At 74.1% G+C, this 17155-nt stretch carries 15 protein-coding genes; 7 read left to right on the top strand and 8 right to left on the bottom strand.

Annotation, left to right across the window (positions count from 1 at the left end; all coding sequences use genetic code 11):
- Positions 1-24 precede the first annotated feature (24 nt).
- The gene (locus JK359_RS00655) at positions 25-1455 is read left to right on the top strand and encodes a GH1 family beta-glucosidase (protein ID WP_201830486.1); all 1431 of its coding nucleotides are present in this window, start codon (positions 25-27) and stop codon (positions 1453-1455) included.
- 11 nt (positions 1456-1466) lie between these two features.
- Here the strand turns inward: JK359_RS00655 and JK359_RS00650 are convergent, their stop codons facing one another.
- The 4 genes from JK359_RS00650 to JK359_RS00635 all read right to left on the bottom strand — a co-directional run bounded on the left by JK359_RS00650 (position 1467) and on the right by JK359_RS00635 (position 6504).
- Positions 1467-2597: an SH3 domain-containing protein gene (locus JK359_RS00650; RefSeq protein WP_201830484.1), complete on the bottom strand. Its 1131-nt coding sequence runs from the start codon at positions 2595-2597 to the stop codon at positions 1467-1469.
- A 170-nt stretch (positions 2598-2767) separates the two neighbouring features.
- Positions 2768-4264, bottom strand: a complete 1497-nt coding sequence (locus JK359_RS00645; protein WP_201830483.1) for a glycoside hydrolase family 18 protein — start codon at positions 4262-4264, stop codon at positions 2768-2770.
- A gap of 132 nt (positions 4265-4396) precedes the next feature.
- On the bottom strand, positions 4397-5800 hold the full coding sequence (locus tag JK359_RS00640) for a sensor histidine kinase (RefSeq protein ID WP_201830481.1): 1404 nt from the start codon (positions 5798-5800) through the stop codon (positions 4397-4399).
- On the bottom strand, positions 5797-6504 hold the full coding sequence (locus JK359_RS00635; RefSeq protein ID WP_201830480.1) for a response regulator transcription factor: 708 nt from the start codon (positions 6502-6504) through the stop codon (positions 5797-5799). The genes JK359_RS00640 and JK359_RS00635 overlap by 4 nt, the downstream gene beginning before the upstream one ends.
- A 99-nt stretch (positions 6505-6603) precedes the next feature.
- On the opposite strand from JK359_RS00635, the gene JK359_RS00630 reads away from it, so the two are divergent.
- Positions 6604-7116, top strand: coding sequence for a hypothetical protein (locus JK359_RS00630; protein WP_201830479.1), 513 nt, complete (start codon positions 6604-6606; stop codon positions 7114-7116).
- A gap of 63 nt (positions 7117-7179) precedes the next feature.
- Here JK359_RS00630 and JK359_RS00625 read toward each other — a convergent pair whose 3' ends face one another.
- The 3 genes from JK359_RS00625 to JK359_RS00615 form a co-directional block, all read right to left on the bottom strand.
- Positions 7180-7530, bottom strand: a complete 351-nt coding sequence (locus tag JK359_RS00625) for a hypothetical protein (RefSeq protein ID WP_201830477.1) — start codon at positions 7528-7530, stop codon at positions 7180-7182.
- Positions 7531-7685: 155 nt separating this feature from the next.
- Entirely contained in the window at positions 7686-8555 is an 870-nt protein-coding gene (locus tag JK359_RS00620; protein ID WP_201830475.1) for a spermidine synthase, read from the bottom strand.
- Positions 8556-8657: 102 nt separating this feature from the next.
- Positions 8658-9068 (bottom strand): hypothetical protein, encoded by a 411-nt coding sequence (locus JK359_RS00615; protein ID WP_201830473.1) that lies wholly within the window; start codon positions 9066-9068, stop codon positions 8658-8660.
- A gap of 265 nt (positions 9069-9333) precedes the next feature.
- Between JK359_RS00615 and JK359_RS00610 the strand changes: the two genes are divergently transcribed.
- Positions 9334-10875 carry an NsdA family TPR-like regulatory protein gene (locus JK359_RS00610; protein ID WP_201830471.1) on the top strand — a complete coding sequence of 514 codons (1542 nt, stop codon included), beginning with the start codon at positions 9334-9336 and terminating at the stop codon, positions 10873-10875.
- A gap of 430 nt (positions 10876-11305) precedes the next feature.
- On the opposite strand, the gene JK359_RS00605 is transcribed toward JK359_RS00610, so the two are convergent.
- Positions 11306-11902, bottom strand: coding sequence for a histidine phosphatase family protein (locus JK359_RS00605; protein ID WP_201830469.1), 597 nt, complete (start codon positions 11900-11902; stop codon positions 11306-11308).
- 251 nt (positions 11903-12153) lie between these two features.
- On the opposite strand from JK359_RS00605, the gene JK359_RS00600 reads away from it, so the two are divergent.
- From JK359_RS00600 to JK359_RS00585, 4 genes are read left to right on the top strand one after another with little or no spacing between them, the layout of a single operon-like run.
- Positions 12154-13098, top strand: a complete 945-nt coding sequence (locus tag JK359_RS00600; protein WP_201830467.1) for a phosphatase PAP2 family protein — start codon at positions 12154-12156, stop codon at positions 13096-13098.
- Complete coding sequence (locus JK359_RS00595) at positions 12995-14191, top strand: hypothetical protein (RefSeq protein WP_372445328.1); 1197 nt, start codon at positions 12995-12997, stop codon at positions 14189-14191. Before JK359_RS00600 ends, JK359_RS00595 begins: the two co-directional genes overlap by 104 nt.
- Positions 14182-15771 carry a hypothetical protein gene (locus JK359_RS00590; RefSeq protein ID WP_201830466.1) on the top strand — a complete coding sequence of 530 codons (1590 nt, stop codon included), beginning with the start codon at positions 14182-14184 and terminating at the stop codon, positions 15769-15771. Before JK359_RS00595 ends, JK359_RS00590 begins: the two co-directional genes overlap by 10 nt.
- Entirely contained in the window at positions 15768-17105 is a 1338-nt protein-coding gene (locus tag JK359_RS00585) for an AAA domain-containing protein (RefSeq protein ID WP_201830465.1), read from the top strand. Before JK359_RS00590 ends, JK359_RS00585 begins: the two co-directional genes overlap by 4 nt.
- Positions 17106-17155: the final 50 nt, after the last annotated feature.

Below are 17155 nucleotides of genomic sequence, written 5' to 3'. Positions count from 1 at the left end.
CCGACCCCATATGGGAGCGCTTCCATGCCTGACTCCGTACCGTCGCCCGTGACCTTCCCGCCCGCCTTCCTCTGGGGCGCCGCGACCTCGGCCTACCAGATCGAGGGGGCGGTGCAGGAGGACGGCCGCACCCCCTCGATCTGGGACACCTTCAGCCATACGCCCGGCAGGACGGCCGGCGGCGAGACCGGGGACACCGCGGTCGACCACTACCACCGCTACCGCGAGGACGTCGCGCTGATGGCGGAGCTGGGCCTGACCGCGTACCGGTTCTCCGTCTCCTGGTCCCGGGTGCAGCCGACGGGCCGGGGGCCGGCGGTGCAGCGGGGCCTGGACTTCTACCGCCGCCTGGTGGACGAGCTGCTCGCGCACGGCATCCAGCCCGCCGTCACCCTCTACCACTGGGACCTGCCGCAGGAGCTGGAGGACGCGGGCGGCTGGCCGGAACGGGACACCGCGCTCCGGTTCGCCGACTACGCGCGGCTCGTCGCGGACGCCCTGGGCGACCGGGTGGAGCAGTGGATCACCCTCAACGAGCCGTGGTGCAGCGCCTTCCTGGGCTACGGCTCCGGGGTGCACGCGCCCGGCCGCACCGACCCGGTGGCCGCCCTGCGCGCCGCCCACCACCTCAACCTGGCGCACGGGCTGGGCGCCTCGGCGCTGCGCGCGGCGATGCCGGCCCGCAACCGGATCGCGGTCAGCCTCAACTCCTCCGTGGTGCGGCCGCTCTCCCAGGACCCGGCCGATCTGGCGGCCGCGCGCCGCATCGACGACCTCGCCAACGGCGTCTTCCACGGTCCGATGCTGCACGGGTCGTACCCCGAGTCCCTGCTGGACGCGACGCGTTCGGTGACGGACTGGTCGTACGTCCTCGACGGCGACCTGCGCACCGTCAACGCCCCGCTGGACGCGCTCGGCCTCAACTACTACACCCCGGCGCTGGTCTCGGCCGCGCCCGGCGAGGTCAGGGGCCCCCGGGCGGACGGCCACGGCGCCAGCGAACACTCCCCCTGGCCCGGCGCCGACGACGTCCTCTTCCACCAGACACCCGGCGACCGTACGGAGATGGGCTGGACGATCGACCCGACCGGCCTGTACGACCTGCTCATGCGCTACACGCGCGAGGCCCCGGGACTGCCGCTGTACGTGACGGAGAACGGCGCGGCCTACGACGACAAGCCCGACCCCGACGGCCGCGTCCACGACCCGGAGCGCATCGCCTATCTGCACGGCCATCTCTCCGCGGTGCACCGTGCCATCGCTGACGGCGCCGACGTCCGCGGCTACTTCCTGTGGTCCCTGATGGACAACTTCGAGTGGGCGTACGGCTACGGCAAGCGGTTCGGCGCGGTGTACGTGGACTACGGCTCGCTGGAACGGACGCCGAAGTCGAGCGCGCGGTGGTACGGGGAGGCGGCACGGACGGGGCTGCTGCCGGCCGTGGGATCCGTCTAGCGCGGGCCCGGTCAGCAGGGTGTGGGTACGAGCGTTTCGGGGGCGCCGTCGAGCGCGGTGGCCGTGACCCAGCCCGTCCCGCCGGCACTCAGGTGCAGTCGGACCCAGACGCTGCTGGTCGCGCCGTTGGCGGTGACCTCCTCGCCCTGCTCGCTGCAGAGCGCCGGGTAGTCGTTGCCGGCCACGACGCTGCCGACCTGCGCAGCCGACCGGCCCGGTGCCGAACGCACGGGCGCATCGGCGTGGGCGTGCACGGGAGTGGTGCCGCTGGGCGGGGCGTCCGGGGTGACCTCGGGCGAGTCCACGGGCGAGGGGCCGGAGCCGGCCGGCGAGGGGGAGCCGGCCGGCGAGGGCGAGTCGTCGGCCGGTGAGGGGCTCGGCGTGACGGCGGGCCCGGATACGTAGACGGTGGCCGGCTGCTCGGCGCTCGCGGTGACCTTGTCGCCCGGGCCCGGATCACCGTCGGCGGCCGGGGGCAGCTGGACGGATCCCCCGGCCGCGGTGGGGATCACCACGCGGGTCACCGTGCCGTCGGCCTGGTCGGCCGGCTCGGTGGCGTACTGGACGGTGAGGCAGGCGGCGGACAGTTCGGCCACCGTGTCCGCGACCGAGTCGCCGGCCGAGACCTCCGGGAGGGTGACCGGGACGCTCCCCGAGCCCGGGCAGGAGGACGCCGATGCGGTGGGAACCGGAGTGTTCTGCCGGGTGTCGGAGATCTTCAGTTCTCCGCCGGACTTCCGGTGCGTGAAGTCGGCCCGGACAATTCCCTGCGCCGGGGCCAGGGTGATTCCGTCGAGTGCCGGTTCCACCTTGTGATCGGTGTGGACCAGATAACCGGATTCGACCAGTCCGAGTTTCTTGTCGATGTGCCGGATGACGGCCGTGAGATATCCCTTGGGACTGATCTCGAACTGGTGCTCCACACCGGTGTCGACGCTGAACGTTCCGATCGGCGTCACGAAGTTCTTGCCCACGGAGACACTGATCTTCCCGTCGGCGTCGAGCGTGAAGGTCACCGGCACGAATTCCGGTGTGAAGGAGGCGGACGGTGACTGCTTCTCGCAGCCGCCCATACCCGCCAGGGCGAATATCGATGTCCCCGCAAGAAGCAGTGCGGTCACACGCGTGCGTATCGAGCCCATGGCGCTCCCCCCGATTTCCTTACCGGCGCACAACGGCTCGGGAATCGTAGCGGCGCATTTCCGGCCACGGCCACTGAATTCGGCCGGTTGCGACGGCAGGGGTGAATGGGGCGAGGCCCGGCGAATGTGATCCGCCGGGCCCGTTATGCACGCGTCAGCAGTTCGCGCGACTACTTGTACGCCCCGAACGCCTTCGAGAAGGCGAAGGCGTCCTGGGCGATCGAGCTGCACGTGGCGTCGGCGGTGGGCCTGGGGCCGCCGGCGCAGCTCTTGTCACGGGTCGCGGACCACATGGAGAGCCCGCCGAGGCCCTTGGACCTGGCGAAGTTCACCAGCTGGGTGGCGTCGTCGACCTTGAACACCTCGGTGGATACGTCGTTGACGCCGATCATCGGGGTGACGGCGACCGCCTTCCAGGCGGCGGCGTCCGACAGGCCCAGCACACTCTTGACCTGCGCCTGGGTGGCGGTCGCGGCCTGCTCGGCGTAGGTGCCCATGTCACCGCTGTACGAGGCGCCGTAGTCCATCGCCATGATGTTGACGGTGTCGATCCTCACGCCGTTGGACTTGGCGGCGGACAGGAGGTTCACGCCGTCCTGGGTCAGGCCCTCGGGCATCACCGGGAGAGTGAAGGAGACGTCCAGGCCGGGGTGGCGGGCCTGGAGTTCGGCGATGGCCTTGGCCCGGCGGGTGTTGGCGGCCGCGTTCGGCAGCGCGCCGCCCTCGACGTCGAAGTCGACCTTGGTCAGCTTGAAGGCGTCGACCGCCTTGCCGTACGCCGCCGCCAGCGCGTCCGCCGAGGAGCAGGTGGTGGCCAGCTCGGAGCCGGAGGCACCGCCGAAGGAGACCCGGACGTCGCCTCCCTTGGCGCGCAGGGCGCCGATCTGCGCGGCCACGCCGTCGCCGGTGAGGTCGGTGACACCGCCCCATTTGGGGGTGCAGCCGCCGCCGTCGGTGAGGAAGGCGAGGTTGAAGTTCTTCACGCCCGTCGCGTCGGCGGCACCGAGGAGGTCGAAGGCCGGGTAGAGGGAGGTGTCGACGTAGGGGGCGAAGCCGGCCGCGGCGGTGGTGCCGCTGCCGGTGCCGCCCGTGGGGACCGGGGTCGCGCTCTGCGCGGGGGGCGTGCTCTGCGTGGGGGTGCCGCTCCGCGTGGGGGTGGCCGTCCTGGTGGGTGCGGCCGTGCCGGTCGGGGCGGGTGACCGGGTCCCGGTGGGGCGGCCGCTCGGCTCGGGGGTCGCGCCGCCGTCGGCGGAACACCGCGCGTCGTCGATCCGGCAGCCTGTCGGGTCGCCGGTGCCGTTGACCACGAAGCCGACGGTCACCGACTTGCCGGGGGCCAGACCCTCGGTGTCCCAGGTGGCCGGCCGCACCGTGACGTGCCGGCCGCTGACCTTCGACTCGCCGTTCCACAGTGAGCCGAGCCCGGCGCCCGCGGGAAGGTCGAACTCCAGTGTCCAGCTCTTCTCGGCGCGGCTGCTGTTGTTGGTGACGACGTACTGCGCGGTGTAGCCCGTCGACCAGTCGCTGGTCCTGGTGTACGCCGCGTTCACCCCGGCCGCGTTCGCGGTGCCGGTGAGCAGGACCGCGCCGCCGCCGGCCACGGCCGCGGCCACCAGGCCGCCTATCGCCTTGTTCCTGCCACTGATCCTGCGCCGGTGCGTGCTCATGCGCCTGCCTGCCTTCACTGCTCACTGGGGGTCCACAGGGGTGCGGGTCCTGTGGGGTGCGGCAGCACGCTAGCGAGCCGGATTCGGACAAACGACCTGTTCCCGGCGGGCGTTGACGTCCTTATGGTGCGCTTAAGGAAGCGATCGGGGTCGGTTAAAGGTCGAGACCAATTTGCCCGGCCGGCGGCGGCGCACCGCCCCGCGGTGGCCCCGGCCCGCCGGCTTCCGCCCGTCCAGCTGGAACCAGATCCGCACCTCGGTGCCGCCCAGCACCGAGGAGCCGATGCGGACGTCGCCACCGGTGGCCTCGGCGAGCCGGCGCACGATGTCCAGGCCGAGCCCGGTCGATCCGGCATTCCCGGAACCCCGGCCGCGGGCCATCGCCGCCTCGGGGTCGGGTATGCCGGGGCCCGCGTCCGAGACCAGCACGATCACCGCGTCGTCGCCGTTGTGCACGTCGACCGCGAAGGCGGTGCCCTCGGCGGTGTGCCGGAAGACGTTGCCGAGCAGGGCGTCGAGCGCGGCGGCCAGGTCGGCGCGGGCCACGGGTATGCGCACCGGCCGGTCGACGCCGGCCACCCGCCATTTGCGGCCCTCGTCCTCGGCGAGCGCGGACCAGAACTCCATCCGCTCCCGGACCACTTCGGCCGCGTCGCATCCGCCGCCGGGCCCGGCGGCGGCCGTCTGCGGCTTGGCCTCCCGGGCCGTGCGGATGATGGTGTCGACCTCGCGCTCCAGCTGGGCGACCGCGGTGCGGGTCTGCTCGGCGGCCGGTCCGGCGCCCAGCGACGCCGCGTTCAGCCGGAGCACCGTGAGCGGGGTGCGCAGCCGGTGCGAGAGGTCGGCCGCCAGTTCCCGTTCGTTGGCGAGGAGTTGCACCACCTGGTCGGCCATGGAGTTGAACGCGACCGCCGCCAGCCGGAGTTCGGTCGGGCCCTCCTCCCGCACCCGGGCGCCCAGTCTGCCCTCGCCCAGTTCGTGCGCGCCCGCGACGAGCCGCTGGGCGGGCCGCACCATGCGTACCCCGAGCCGGTCGGCGACCGCTACCGAGCCGACGACCAGCGCGAGGCCGACGCCCGCGAGCACCGCCCAGGCCGTGCCGACGCCGTTGGTCATCGCGGACTCGGGGACGTACACCTCGACCACCGCGATCGCGCCGGTGCCGAGTGCGACCGGCTGGAGCAGGGTGGAGCCGCCGGGCACGGAGGTGGTGGAGGCGCGGCCGAGTCTGCGGACCATCCCGACGTCGCGGTCGGCGGCGCGCTGCCGGCCGAGGTCGAGCGCGGCCCGGGTGCCGTCCGCGGGCAGATGAACGGCCATTCCGGAGTCGGCGCCGGCCGAGGCCACGACCCGCTCCAGCTCGTCCCGGTCGGTGGTGATGGACAGCGCGGGGGCGACCGCGGCGGCCTCCCGCTCGGCGTTGGAGAAGGCGCGGTCCCGGGCCATCTCCTCGACGACCAGTCCGAGCGGCACGGCGAAGGCGACCACGACCATCGTGGTGACCGCCAGGCAGACCTTGACCAGAGCCCACCTCATCGCGACGCCTCCCCGTCCGCCGGGGGTTCCAGCTTCACGCCGACGCCGCGGAGCGTGTGCAGGTAGCGCGGCCGGGCGGCCGTCTCGCCCAGCTTCCGGCGCAGCCAGGACAGGTGGACGTCGATGGTCTGGTCGTCGCCGTAGGACTGCTGCCAGACCTCGGCGAGGAGTTCCTTGCGCGGTACGACGACCCCGGGCCGGCCGGCCAGGAAGGCCAGCAGGTCGAACTCGCGGCGGGTGAGGTCGAGCCGGGCTCCGTCGAGTTCGGCCTGGCGGCGCAGCGGGTCGACGGTGAGTCCGCCGACGCGGAGCACCGACGAGGGTGCGCTCTCCTGGCCACCCGAGCGGGACCGGCGCAGGACGGCGGCCATGCGGGCGGAGAGGTGTTCGACGGAGAACGGCTTGGTGAGGTAGTCGTCCGCCCCCGCGTTCAGCAGCCGGACGATCTCCGTCTCGTCGTCCCGGGCGGTGGCGATGATGACCGGCACGTCGGTGATGCCGCGCAGCATCTTCAGGGCCTCGGAGCCGTCCAGGTCGGGCAGCCCCAGGTCCAGGATGACCAGGTCGAAGCGGAAATGGGCGACCTCGCGCAGCGCCTCCAGTGCCGTGCCGACGCTGCGCACGGTGTGCCCGGCGTCGGTCAGGTGCCGGATGAGCGCCGAGCGTACGAACTGGTCGTCCTCGACCACGAGCACACTTGCCATGCGCCGCACCGTACGCCATGCGGGCGATGCCGGGCGGGCGCCTGTGGACAACTCGGAGCATGTGCGCACCGCCGTTCCCCTGGGGCAGTATGGGCCGCGATGCGCAGAGGACTCGTACACGTACTGGCGTGGCTGCTCGCGACGGGAGCGGCGGTCACGCTGTCGTGGTGGGGTGTGCACACGGTGATGGCGGGGACGGCGTACGACCCGCCGCGCGCCCTGCCGGTCGCGGCGGCCGAGGCACGGGACCGTGACGTGAAGTCGGCGTCCCGGCCGCCGGTTTCGTCCCCGGCCCCGTCCCGCACGCCGTCCGCCCGGCCGACGCCCACGCCCGGCCGGACCCCCGCCCGCACGCCCACCGCCTCCTCCAGTGCGCCCGCCACCCCGGTCGGCCAGGTCAAGTCCTATGGCACGGACGGCGGCCGGGCGGTGTTCGAGCTGGGCCCGGCCGCCGCGACCCTGGTCTCGGCGACGCCGGGCACGGGCTGGTCGATGCAGGTGTGGAAGACGGAGAGCTGGATCCGGGTGGAGTTCAGCCGGGGCGCGGACCGGGTCTCGGTGTTCTGCACCTGGCACGACGGGCCGCCGCGGGTCGAGGTCGGCACCTACTGAACGGGCGGCGGCACGTGGCCGCCGGCCCGGCGGCGGCCCCCATGACCGCCGGTGCTTCCCGGCTCAGGGCACGCAGACGACGTAGATGCTGCCGCTGGCCGCTTGGCCGTTGACCCGCTGCCGGACGTCGCCCTTCCAGCCGACCGGCCTGCCGGCGGAGTTCTTGACCGGTTCGGTGCGCGCGACGTACATGCTGCTCTGCAGGTCGACGCCGACGCCGCCGCCGGTGGCCGACCAGCCGGACGGACAGGAGATCGTGGTGGCGCCGGTCGTGAAGTACTTCGACCTGACGACGGGGGTGGCGGCCGCGGCATCGGCCTGGGACGGGGCGAACGAGCCGAACGCGACCAGGGCGAGGAGGACCGCGGCGACCGCGCCCAGGGTGCAGGCCGTCCGTCGGACAGCAGCGCTCATGACCGTTTCCTTCCGGTGTGGTGGAAGACCAGGTCAGCAGTAGGCACAAAACGACACGCGGATGCCTTCTGAAATGGCATGAGTTGCACCAGGAAAGACCGATTCCGACAGATCGTGGTCCTGGTGGCGACCGTTCCGGAGACGGGAGCGGGGTCCTAGCGGAACACCGAGGGCGGCGGGGCCGGGGAGGCCACCGCGGCATCGTCCGTCACGGGCACCGCGCCACCGGTGAAGTCGGTGAGCCTGCCGCCGTGTTCGAGCCGGGCGGGGTGCGGGTCGGAGGCGGCACGGCGGGTGAGTTCGGCGAGCGGCAGCGGCAGGTCGGAGGCGACCAGGATCGCGTTGCCGAAGCGCTTGCCGCGCAGCACGGCCGGGTCGGCGAGCAGCGCGAGTTCCCCGAACCGGGCCGCGGCGGTGGCGATCTGGCCGCGCAGGTGTGCGAGCGGCGGCCCGTCGGCGAGGTTGGCCGCGTAGACACCGGAAGGCTTCAGGGCACGGCGGACCTCGTCCAGGAACTCGGTGGAGGTGAGGTGCGCAGGGGTGCGGGCGCCGCTGAAGACATCGGCGATGACCAGGTCGGCCCAGCCCTCCGGCACCTTGGCCAGCCCGGCTCGGGCGTCCGTCGCACGCACCCGGATGCGGGCGCCCGGATCCAGCGGCAGCTCACGGCGGATCAGCTGGACCAGGCTCGCGTCGCGTTCCACCACCTGCTGGGTGGAGCGGGGCCGCGTCGCGGCGACGTACCGGGCGAGGGTGAACGCACCGCCGCCGAGGTGCAGCACCTGTACGGGTCTGCCGGGCGGCGCGACGAGATCGATGACATGGCCGAGGCGGCGCTGGTACTCGAACGAGAGGTACGCGGGATCGTCCAGGTCGACGTGCGACTGGGGCGCCCCGTCGATCAGCAGCGTCCAGGCACGGCCGCGGTCCGGATCGGGTACGAGCTGCGCGAGTCCGCCGTCGACCGGCTCCTCGACGGTCGTGACGGCGGCCGACCTGCGCCGGTGGTCCCTGGATCTGCCCATCCGTCCATTTTCGCAGCTGCCCCCCGCGCGTGCGTCATCGGCAACTGCCGACGGCATCGCACGCGTGCGTCGTCCGTAGCCGTCGGCGGCCCCGCGCGTGCGTCATCGGCAGCTGTCGGCGGCCTCGATCAGCCGGGCCGCCTCCCCCAGGGCCCGGCGCAGCACGGCCGGATCGGTGGCGAGGTCGGCGTCGCCGGGCGGCAGCAGCCAGTCGGAGCCCTCCACCGGCGGCTCGGGGGTCAGCCGCAGCCCGTGCCCGTTCGTCTCGGTGCAGGTGCTGCCCGGCACGTCCCAGCCGGCCGCCGTACCGGCCGGTACCAGGAAGCCGAGGGTGTCGCAGCCGTCGTCGTGCAGGACGGGCCCCACCGCGTCCAGCGCGCCGCGCCGCAGGATGTCGACCGCCTCCAGCCCCTGCCGCGCCGGCACCGTCACGAGGTCGCATGCCGGGTCGCATGCCGCGAGCGCGGGCGACGACGGCGACGTACAAGGTTCGTTGCTCTGGCTGGTCTCCATGCCGGCCTCCACCACACAGCCCTGTTGCGGTCCATGGAGTCCAACGCGCGAGCGCGTCAACGGCTACGGCACAAGTGCGCCGCAAAGGATGGCACTTCATGGCAGATCAGGGATGAGATATCCGGTTTGTAGCCAAACACAGCGTGGCGGGTCCTTCACAGCAGGTACGTTCATGCCCGCCGGGATCAGGGCGCCACACGGACAACTCGTCCCCGGACGCCCCCGTCCCGGCATGGTTCGACGGTTCGCACGAGAGGACCCGGCCATGGCGTCGTCAACCGCGACCTCGTCACAGCCCGAACGGCCACCCCGGCCGAACCTCGCCTTCCGGCAGCTGCGCGGCCGGCGCTCACCGGCCGAGTTCGCGGCGCTGGTGCGGCGGGCCGCGCGCGAGATCGGTGAGCGGGTGAGCTGTGACGCGCGCTACATCGGCCGGGTCGAGGCGGGCGAGATCCGCTGCCCGAACTACGCATACGAACGGGTGTTCCTGCACATGTTCCCCGGCCGCACGCTCACCGACCTGGGCTTCGCGCCCCGCTCGTCCGTCCGCGGACGAGCGGCCCGTACGGGCCCGGCGGCGCCGGGAGCCACGGCGGCGCCCGGGGCGCGCACGGCCGGGGCGGAGCCGGGCGGGGCGCCCGGTGAGTCGCGGGCGGCCTCCGCACCGTATGACAGGAAGGATCCGGCCGGCCCGCACGAACCGAACGAACCTCCCCCACGTTCACGGCAACGCTCGAACAGAGGGGATCACCACGAGAAAGACCCCCTGAACCACGAGGAGAGCGACGTGCTGCGTCGCGCATTCATGACCGGCGGAGGCGCCACGGTGGCCGCCGCCACGCTGGCCCCGCTGGGACTCAACACCGCCGCCACGGCCGCGGAACGGCCGCTGCGGCGGGCCGGAACCTCCGAGGCGGCCGCCCTGGAGGAGGCCGTCCGCCGCATCCGGCTGCTCGACGACCGGCACGGCGCGGACGGCCTCTACCGGCGCGCGGCGGCACCGCTGCGTGCGGCCTACGCGCTGCTGGACGCCGGTGCGACCCGGCAGACCACCGCCGACCGGCTGCACTCGGGCGCGGGTGAACTCGCCATCTCCGTCGGCTGGCTGGCCCACGACTCCGGCCGCTTCGACGACGCACGCTCGCACTACGCGGAGGCGCTTGCCACCGCCCGCATGACCGGCGACCCGGGGCTGGAGGCGCACGCCTTCTGCAACACCGCGTTCCTGGCCCGGGACACCGGGCGCCCCCGGGAGGCGGTCCGGGCCGCGCAGGCCGCGCAACGCGCCGCGCGGCCCCTAGGCTCCGCCCGGCTGATGTCCCTGCTGGCGCTGCGCGAGGCGGGCGGCTGGGCGGGGCTCGCCGACCGCACCGGCTGCGAACAGGCGCTGGCGCGCGCGCAGGCCTTCTTCGAGCGGGGCCACGCGGACGCCGACCCCGAGTGGATGAGCTTCTACGGAGAGGCCGAGCTGGAGGGACTCGAGGCGCAGTGCTGGTCCACGCTGGGCGACTGGCGGCGGGCGGCGCGGCACGCGCGGCGGGCGGCGCGTCTCCAGGATCCGCACTTCACCCGCAACATCGCGCTCTACACGGCGGAACTGGCCGACGACCTCGCCCGTGAGGGTCGTCCCGACGAGGCGGCGGAGGCGGGGTTGCGCGTCCTCGCCCTGCTGGACCAGGTCCAGTCCTCCCGCATCCAGACGATGCTGGCGGGTACGGCACGGGTGCTGCTGCCGCACCGGCGGGCTTCGGGGGTGTCGGAGTTCCTGGACCGGCACGCGTCCGTGCCACGTTCCGGGAGGGCCTAGTCCCGGGCGCCACGTCCATGGAGTGCCAGGTTCCGGGGACGACATCCCGGGAGTGCGACTGCCGTGGTTGCGGGTAGGACATCCCGGGAGTGCCTGGTTCCGGGTACGAGGTGGGGTGCGCCGTGGCCGGCGGTCCGCGGGTGCGTGCCGGGTTGCTCGCGCAGTTCCCCGCGGCCCTGACGGGGCGCGCCACCCCGAGTGCGTGCCCGGTCGCTCGCACAGTTCCCCGCGGCCCTGACGGGGCGCGCCACCCCGAGTGCGTGCCCGGTCGCTCGCACAGTTCCCCGCGGCCCTGACGGGGCGCGCCACCCCGAGTGCGTGCCCGGTCGCTCGCGCAGTTCCCCGCGGCCCTGACGGGGCGCGTCGCCCTGCGCGGGCGTGCCGGGGTGGTCGCGCGGTCAACCGGCCCTGACGGGGTGCGGGCGGGGGGTCAGGCCGGCAAGTGGCCTGTGTCGTTCCAGCTCTCGATCGCCGGTTCGCCGTAGGCCCACCCCAGCACGGACAGCGACGTCGGGTTCAGCCGTATCCGCGCCGCGAAGTCCAGCGGCAGGCCCAGCCACCGCGCCCCGATGGACCGCAGGATGTGCCCGTGGGCGAAGACCAGCACATCGCGGTCGGCGGACCGCGCCCACGCCACCACCTCGTCCGCGCGCGCGGTCACGTCGGCGATGGTCTCGCCCTCCGGCACGCCGTCCCGCCAGATCAGCCACCCCGGCCGCACGGCCTGGATCTCGGCCGGCGTCATGCCCTCGTACGCGCCGTAGTCCCACTCCATCAGGGTGTCCCAGGTCTCGGCACGCGCCCCGAACCCGGCGAGTTCGCACGTCTCACGCGCGCGTGCCAGCGGACTCGTGCGCACCTCCACCCCCGCCAGCCCGTCCGGCGCGGTGTGCTGCAGCCGCTCGCCGAGCAGCTTGGCCCCGCGCCGGCCCTCCTCCAGGAGCGGCACGTCGGTCCTGCCGGTGTGCTTGCCGGACAGCGACCACGCCGTCTGTCCGTGCCGGGCCAGCAGGATGCGCGGTGCCATGGGAGACCTCTCCGGGTGGGTGACGCCACAGGGACGCCACGGACAACGGGGGACGACGAGCGGATGCGGGTCCCTCCATCATCGCGCACCCCGGCCCCGGGCAACCCGACGGGCGTTCCCGGCGTCTTCCGGAGCTGAACGCCGATGCGCGGGATCCGGCAGGGCCCGTCATGGGCGGCACGGGGACACCGTAAAGTGGCACGGTCGCCCGCCGGGGCGCGCCGCACAGCAGAAGGGGGAGGGCGATCGGATTGCCGCAGACCGAGACACCGGGCACCGAGGTGACCCCGCGATCCCGGCTGCGCTGGTGGACCGAGCTGCCGCTGATCCTGCTGGTCTACGGCTGTTACTCGGCCGGCCGGCTCCTCGCGCGCGGTGACGTCGGCAGCGCCGTCGACCACGGTCTGGCGATCCTGCGCATCGAGAAGGCCCTGCACCTCGACGCCGAGCACCCGCTGAACCGGCTGTTCACGCGCGAGGCGTGGATCGGCGTGCCGGCCGACTTCTGGTACGCCTCGCTGCACTACCTGGTCACACCCGTGCTGCTGGTCTGGCTGTTCCGTGCGCGTGCCCGGCACTACCGGGCGGCCCGCACCTGGCTGATGACGTCCACGTTCCTGGGCCTGATCGGCTTCACCCTGCTGCCGACCTGCCCGCCCCGCCTGCTCTCCGCCGGCCACGGCTTCGTGGACGGCATGGCGCAGTACAGCGACTACGGCTGGTGGGGCGGCGAGGCCAGTGCCCCGCGCGGCATGGGCGGCATGACCAACCAGTACGCGGCGATGCCGAGCCTGCACGTGGGCTGGGCGCTGTGGTGCGGTGTGATGCTGTGGCGGTACGGCGGCACGCGCCTGGCGAAGGTGTTCGCCGTCGTCTACCCGCTGGTGACCGCGCTCGTGGTCATGGGCACCGCCAACCACTACTTCCTGGACGCGGTCGCGGGCGTCGCCGTGATGGGCGTCGGCTACTTGCTGGCGCCGCGGGTGATGCGGGTCGTGGACCTGGTCCGGGCCCGGGTACTCCGGCCCACGGCACCGGTCCCGGCCGGCACGCGTTCCCCGATTGTCAGTGCCGGATGCCAGACTTCCGCGGGTGAGCGAATTCCACGGCAGCGCGAGTCGCAGCTCGACACCGCGGCCGGACCGGACGCCTCCCCCTCCGACGCGGGAGAAGGGGCTCCGGCACCGGCTCGCTGAGCTGCGCGGCCCCGACGTACCCGCCAAGTCCCTGGACGCGCGCGCCCTCGCGGCGCTCGCCGCCAACCCCGGGTGCGCCCGGCGGGCGATCCTGGACGGCGCCGGGGTGGACAAGGCCCGGCTGGCGACCGCGCTGGGCGCACCGTCCGGCTTCGGGCAGTCCCAGTTCGCGCTGACCCGGGGCAACGCCTTCGAGGCGCGCGTGAAGGCGGACGGCGGTGCCGAGCTGCTGCGGCTGGTGCACGCCCGGCTCGACCCGGGTGCCGAACCGCCCGCCGCGGCGGCCGTGCCGGACCTGACCGCGCACGGCCCGGAGGGTCGTACGGCCCGTACGGCGCTGGCGCTGCGCGAGGCCGTCCAGGCCGGCGGCTGGACGCTGCTGGACCATCCGATGCTCGCCCTGGACGTGGCCGGGTCGCTCGCCTTCCTGGAGCCGGACGCGGTGGTGGTGCACCCGGACGGCAGCTGGTCGGTGGTGGAGATCAAGTCCTTCCCCATGGTGGACGGCGCCGCGGACCCGGCGAAGGTGGGCGCGGCGGCCCGGCAGGCCGCGGTGTACGTGCTGGCCCTGGAGAACGTGGCCGCGCGGCTCGAACCCGCCCCGCGCGTGCACCACCGCGTCCTGCTGGTGTGCCCCAAGGACTTCTCCAACCTGGCCACGGGCTCCGCCGTGGACATCCGCAAGCAACGCGCGGTCACCGCACGCCAGCTGGCCCGGCTCACCCGCATCGAGGAGATCGCCGGCGCCCTGCCGGAGGGTGTCTGTTTCGCACCCGACCGGCCCGCCGAGGAGCTGACGGCGGCGGTGGAGGCGGTACCGGCGACGTACGCGCCCGAGTGCCTGTCCGCCTGCGAACTGGCCTTCCACTGCCGGGAACGCGCCGGTGCGGCCGGCGCCGTCACCCGCCTCGGCCGGCCGCTGCGGGCCGAACTCGGCGGACTGGCCACGGTCGAGGAGGTCCTCGCGGCGGCCCGCGGCGAGGCCGGCGACCCGGACGACCCGGACGACCCGGCGGTGGCCGCCCTGCGCCGGGCGGCGGCCCTGCGCGCCGAGGCACTGGCGGCAGCCGCGGAGGTGGCCCCGTGTCCCTGATCACCACCCTCGCCCGGCTGGAGGCCGTCGGCAGCGGCCGGGCCCAGCCCACGGCGACCGTCCGGCACCGGCATCTGTCCGACCGGCCGCTGGTGTTCGTGCCGCTCGTCACGGCCGGCGAGACCGGCGCCCCGCTCGGCGCGCTGGTCGGCACCGACCGCGACCGGCCCCGGCTGCTGGTCGTACCGCAGCCCCGCGACCGCGACCTGCGCTTCACGTTCCTCGCCGACCTGGCCGACGTGGTCCTGCCCTGCATCGACACCCACGCCGGGTCGGTGGAGGCGGCCGAGCGCACCGAGACGGACCCGGAGACCGGCAAGCGGGTCAAGGTCGAGGCCGAGCTGTGCGCGGACGCGCCCCAGCTGATCGTGCCCAGCCGCGCGGGCCTGGACCTGGTACGGCTGCTGGGCCGCTCGATGCGGTTCCGGCGCACCGCCGAGCAGGATCCGGACGCGCCCTACCCGGCGCCGCCCCGGGTGCCCCTCCTCGGCCGCTGGCTGACCCACTACGGCGAGCGGGCCCGGGTGCCCGGCTCCTCGCTGCTGCTGGCCCTGACCGACGTGCTGTCCCGGCACTGGGCGACGGGCCAGTCCGGGCTGGAGGACCAGCACCTGGGCGCGCTGCTGGCCTGGATCGACCCGCCGGAGGGCCTCACCGGTGCCGAGGCCGCGCGCCGGGCCGAGCTGGAGCGGGACGCGGACGGGCAGTTGCTGTGCCCGCCGGCCGGTCCCGCGACCGACCCGGCGTTCGACAACAAGCTGCTGGCCCCGGCGATCGAGCGCTACGACCGGGCGCGCACCGCGCTGGCCGCCGCCGAGGACCCGCTGGAGGCCGACGACCGGCTCGCCGCGCTCACCAGGGCCGAACTGGCGGTCCGCGAGCTGGTCGAGAGCCGTGTCCGGCCCACTTGGGACGCGGTGTGGCGGGGCCTGGACCTGCTGCGGACGCTGCCCGAGGGGGCGCACGTCGAGGAGCGCTGGACCCGGGACCGGTGGTCGTTCACCGGGCACCGCGACCGGGTGCTGGCCGGCGAGCCCCCGCAGCCCCGCCGGGACGACGCGGTGACGGCGGCGAACAAGCTGGCCACGCGCGAGCGGGAGCAGGCCCGGCTGGAGGCGCAGGAGGCACTGGACGATCCGCTGGTGATGGCCGGGCGGCGGCTGGCCGGGGAGGCGTTCGCGGGCGAGGTGACCGATGCCGTGATGGCGTACAGCGAGGGCAGGCGGCCGAGCCCGCGCCCGCTGGTGACGGTCCGCACCGACGACCGGCCGCAGGCGGCGGAGCGGGCGAGGGTGTACCGCTCGCTGGGCGGCAGGCCGCAGTCGGCGGAGATCGTCGGGTATGAGGGTGACGACGTGCTGGTGCTGCGGATCCTGGACAAGATGGGCCGCGGCAAGGAGCCGGAGCCCGGCTCGGTGCCGGAGAAGGGCGACCGGATCTGCTTCACGCTCTTCGAGCACGAGCAGCGGGGCGGCGCGAAGCTGCCCGACCCGGAGGAGACGCCGTGGACGCACGGCGGGCCGCCGGGCGAGCCCGCGGCCGAGGCCCCCGACACCGTGACCGAGGAGGACGTGCTGTGACGACCGTCGACTTCGAGCCCGGGGCCGCGGCCGACCGGGCCACCGACGCGATCCTGCACGACACGCTGCACGGCAGCGAGCGGGGCGTCGTCGTGGACTCCCCGCCCGGTGCCGGCAAGTCCACGCTGGTGGTCCGCGCGGCCCTGGAACTCGCCGGGGCGGGCCGCTCGCTGATGGTGGTGGCCCAGACGAACGCCCAGGTCGACGACCTGGTCCTGCGGCTGGCCGAGAAGGATCCGGACCTGCCGGTCGGCCGGCTGCACAGCAGCGACACCGACCCCTACGACAAGGCGCTGGACGACCTGCCGCAGGTGCGCACGTCGGCGAAGGCGGCCGACCTGGGCGGGCTGCCGGTCGTGCTGTCCACCGCCGCGAAGTGGGCGCACGTGAAGGTGGACGAGCCCTGGCGGCACGCGATCGTGGACGAGGCGTACCAGATGCGCTCGGACTCCCTGCTGGCCGTGGCCGGCCTGTTCGAGCGGGCGCTGTTCGTGGGCGACCCGGGGCAGCTGGACCCATTCGCGATCGTCGGCAGCGAGCAGTGGGCAGGCCTGTCGTACGACCCCTCGGCGTCCGCGGTCAGCACCCTCCTGGCCCACAATCCGGACCTCCCCCAGCACCGCCTCCCGGTCTCCTGGCGCCTGCCGGCCTCCGCGGCGCCGCTGGTCTCGGACGCCTTCTACCCGTACACCCCGTTCCGCAGCGGCACGGACCACGGCGACCGCCGCCTGAGCTTCGCCGTCCCCTCCGACGGCTCCGGCCCCGACCGGGTGATCGACGAGGCCGCGGACTCCGGCTGGGGCCTGCTGGAGCTGCCCGCCCGGCACACCCCGCGCACGGACCCGGAGGCGGTGCGGGCGGTGGCGACGGTCGTCCGCCGTCTGCTGGACAGGGGCGGCGCGGCGACGTCCGAACGCTCACCGGACCCGGCGCCGCTGACCGCCGACCGCATCGCCGTCGGCACGGCCCACCGCGACCAGGCGGCGGCGATCCGCGCGGCCCTGACCGAACTGGGTGTGCCGGACGTGACGGTAGACACCGCGAACCGGCTGCAGGGCCGCGAGTACGACGTCACGGTCGTCCTGCACCCGCTCTCCGGCCGTCCCGACGCCACCGCGTTCCACCTGGAGACCGGCCGCCTGTGCGTGCTGGCCTCCCGCCACCGCCACGCCTGCATCGTGGTCTGCCGCGCGGGCGTGACCGGCCTCCTGGACGACTACCCGTCCACGGAACCGGTCCAGCTGGGCACCCTGACGAAGTTCCCGGACGGCTGGGAGGCGAACCACGCGGTCCTGGCCCACCTCACGGAACACCGAGTGCCCTTCCACCCATGACCCCCACTCCCCCACCCCGCAGAACACCAGCACACCCCCGATCCGCCGGA

It is taken from the genome of Streptomyces actinomycinicus (genome assembly GCF_016741775.1).
Taxonomy (GTDB): Bacteria; Actinomycetota; Actinomycetes; order Streptomycetales; family Streptomycetaceae; genus Streptomyces; species Streptomyces actinomycinicus.
The sequence above is the reverse complement of the archived record's forward strand: the minus strand, read 5'-3'. Positions and strand labels throughout refer to the sequence as shown.

What these genes read in the sequence shown, in the direction of transcription:
- JK359_RS00655 (WP_201830486.1), top strand. Translation starts at nt 25, where the DNA reads ATGCCTGACTCCGTACCGTCGCCCGTGACCTTCCCGCCCGCCTTCCTC.
- JK359_RS00650 (WP_201830484.1), bottom strand. Translation starts at nt 2,597, where the DNA reads ATGGGCTCGATACGCACGCGTGTGACCGCACTGCTTCTTGCGGGGACA.
- JK359_RS00645 (WP_201830483.1), bottom strand. Translation starts at nt 4,264, where the DNA reads ATGAGCACGCACCGGCGCAGGATCAGTGGCAGGAACAAGGCGATAGGC.
- JK359_RS00640 (WP_201830481.1), bottom strand. Translation starts at nt 5,800, where the DNA reads ATGAGGTGGGCTCTGGTCAAGGTCTGCCTGGCGGTCACCACGATGGTC.
- JK359_RS00635 (WP_201830480.1), bottom strand. Translation starts at nt 6,504, where the DNA reads ATGGCAAGTGTGCTCGTGGTCGAGGACGACCAGTTCGTACGCTCGGCG.
- JK359_RS00630 (WP_201830479.1), top strand. Translation starts at nt 6,604, where the DNA reads ATGCGCAGAGGACTCGTACACGTACTGGCGTGGCTGCTCGCGACGGGA.
- JK359_RS00625 (WP_201830477.1), bottom strand. Translation starts at nt 7,530, where the DNA reads ATGAGCGCTGCTGTCCGACGGACGGCCTGCACCCTGGGCGCGGTCGCC.
- JK359_RS00620 (WP_201830475.1), bottom strand. Translation starts at nt 8,555, where the DNA reads ATGGGCAGATCCAGGGACCACCGGCGCAGGTCGGCCGCCGTCACGACC.
- JK359_RS00615 (WP_201830473.1), bottom strand. Translation starts at nt 9,068, where the DNA reads ATGGAGACCAGCCAGAGCAACGAACCTTGTACGTCGCCGTCGTCGCCC.
- JK359_RS00610 (WP_201830471.1), top strand. Translation starts at nt 9,334, where the DNA reads ATGGCGTCGTCAACCGCGACCTCGTCACAGCCCGAACGGCCACCCCGG.
- JK359_RS00605 (WP_201830469.1), bottom strand. Translation starts at nt 11,902, where the DNA reads ATGGCACCGCGCATCCTGCTGGCCCGGCACGGACAGACGGCGTGGTCG.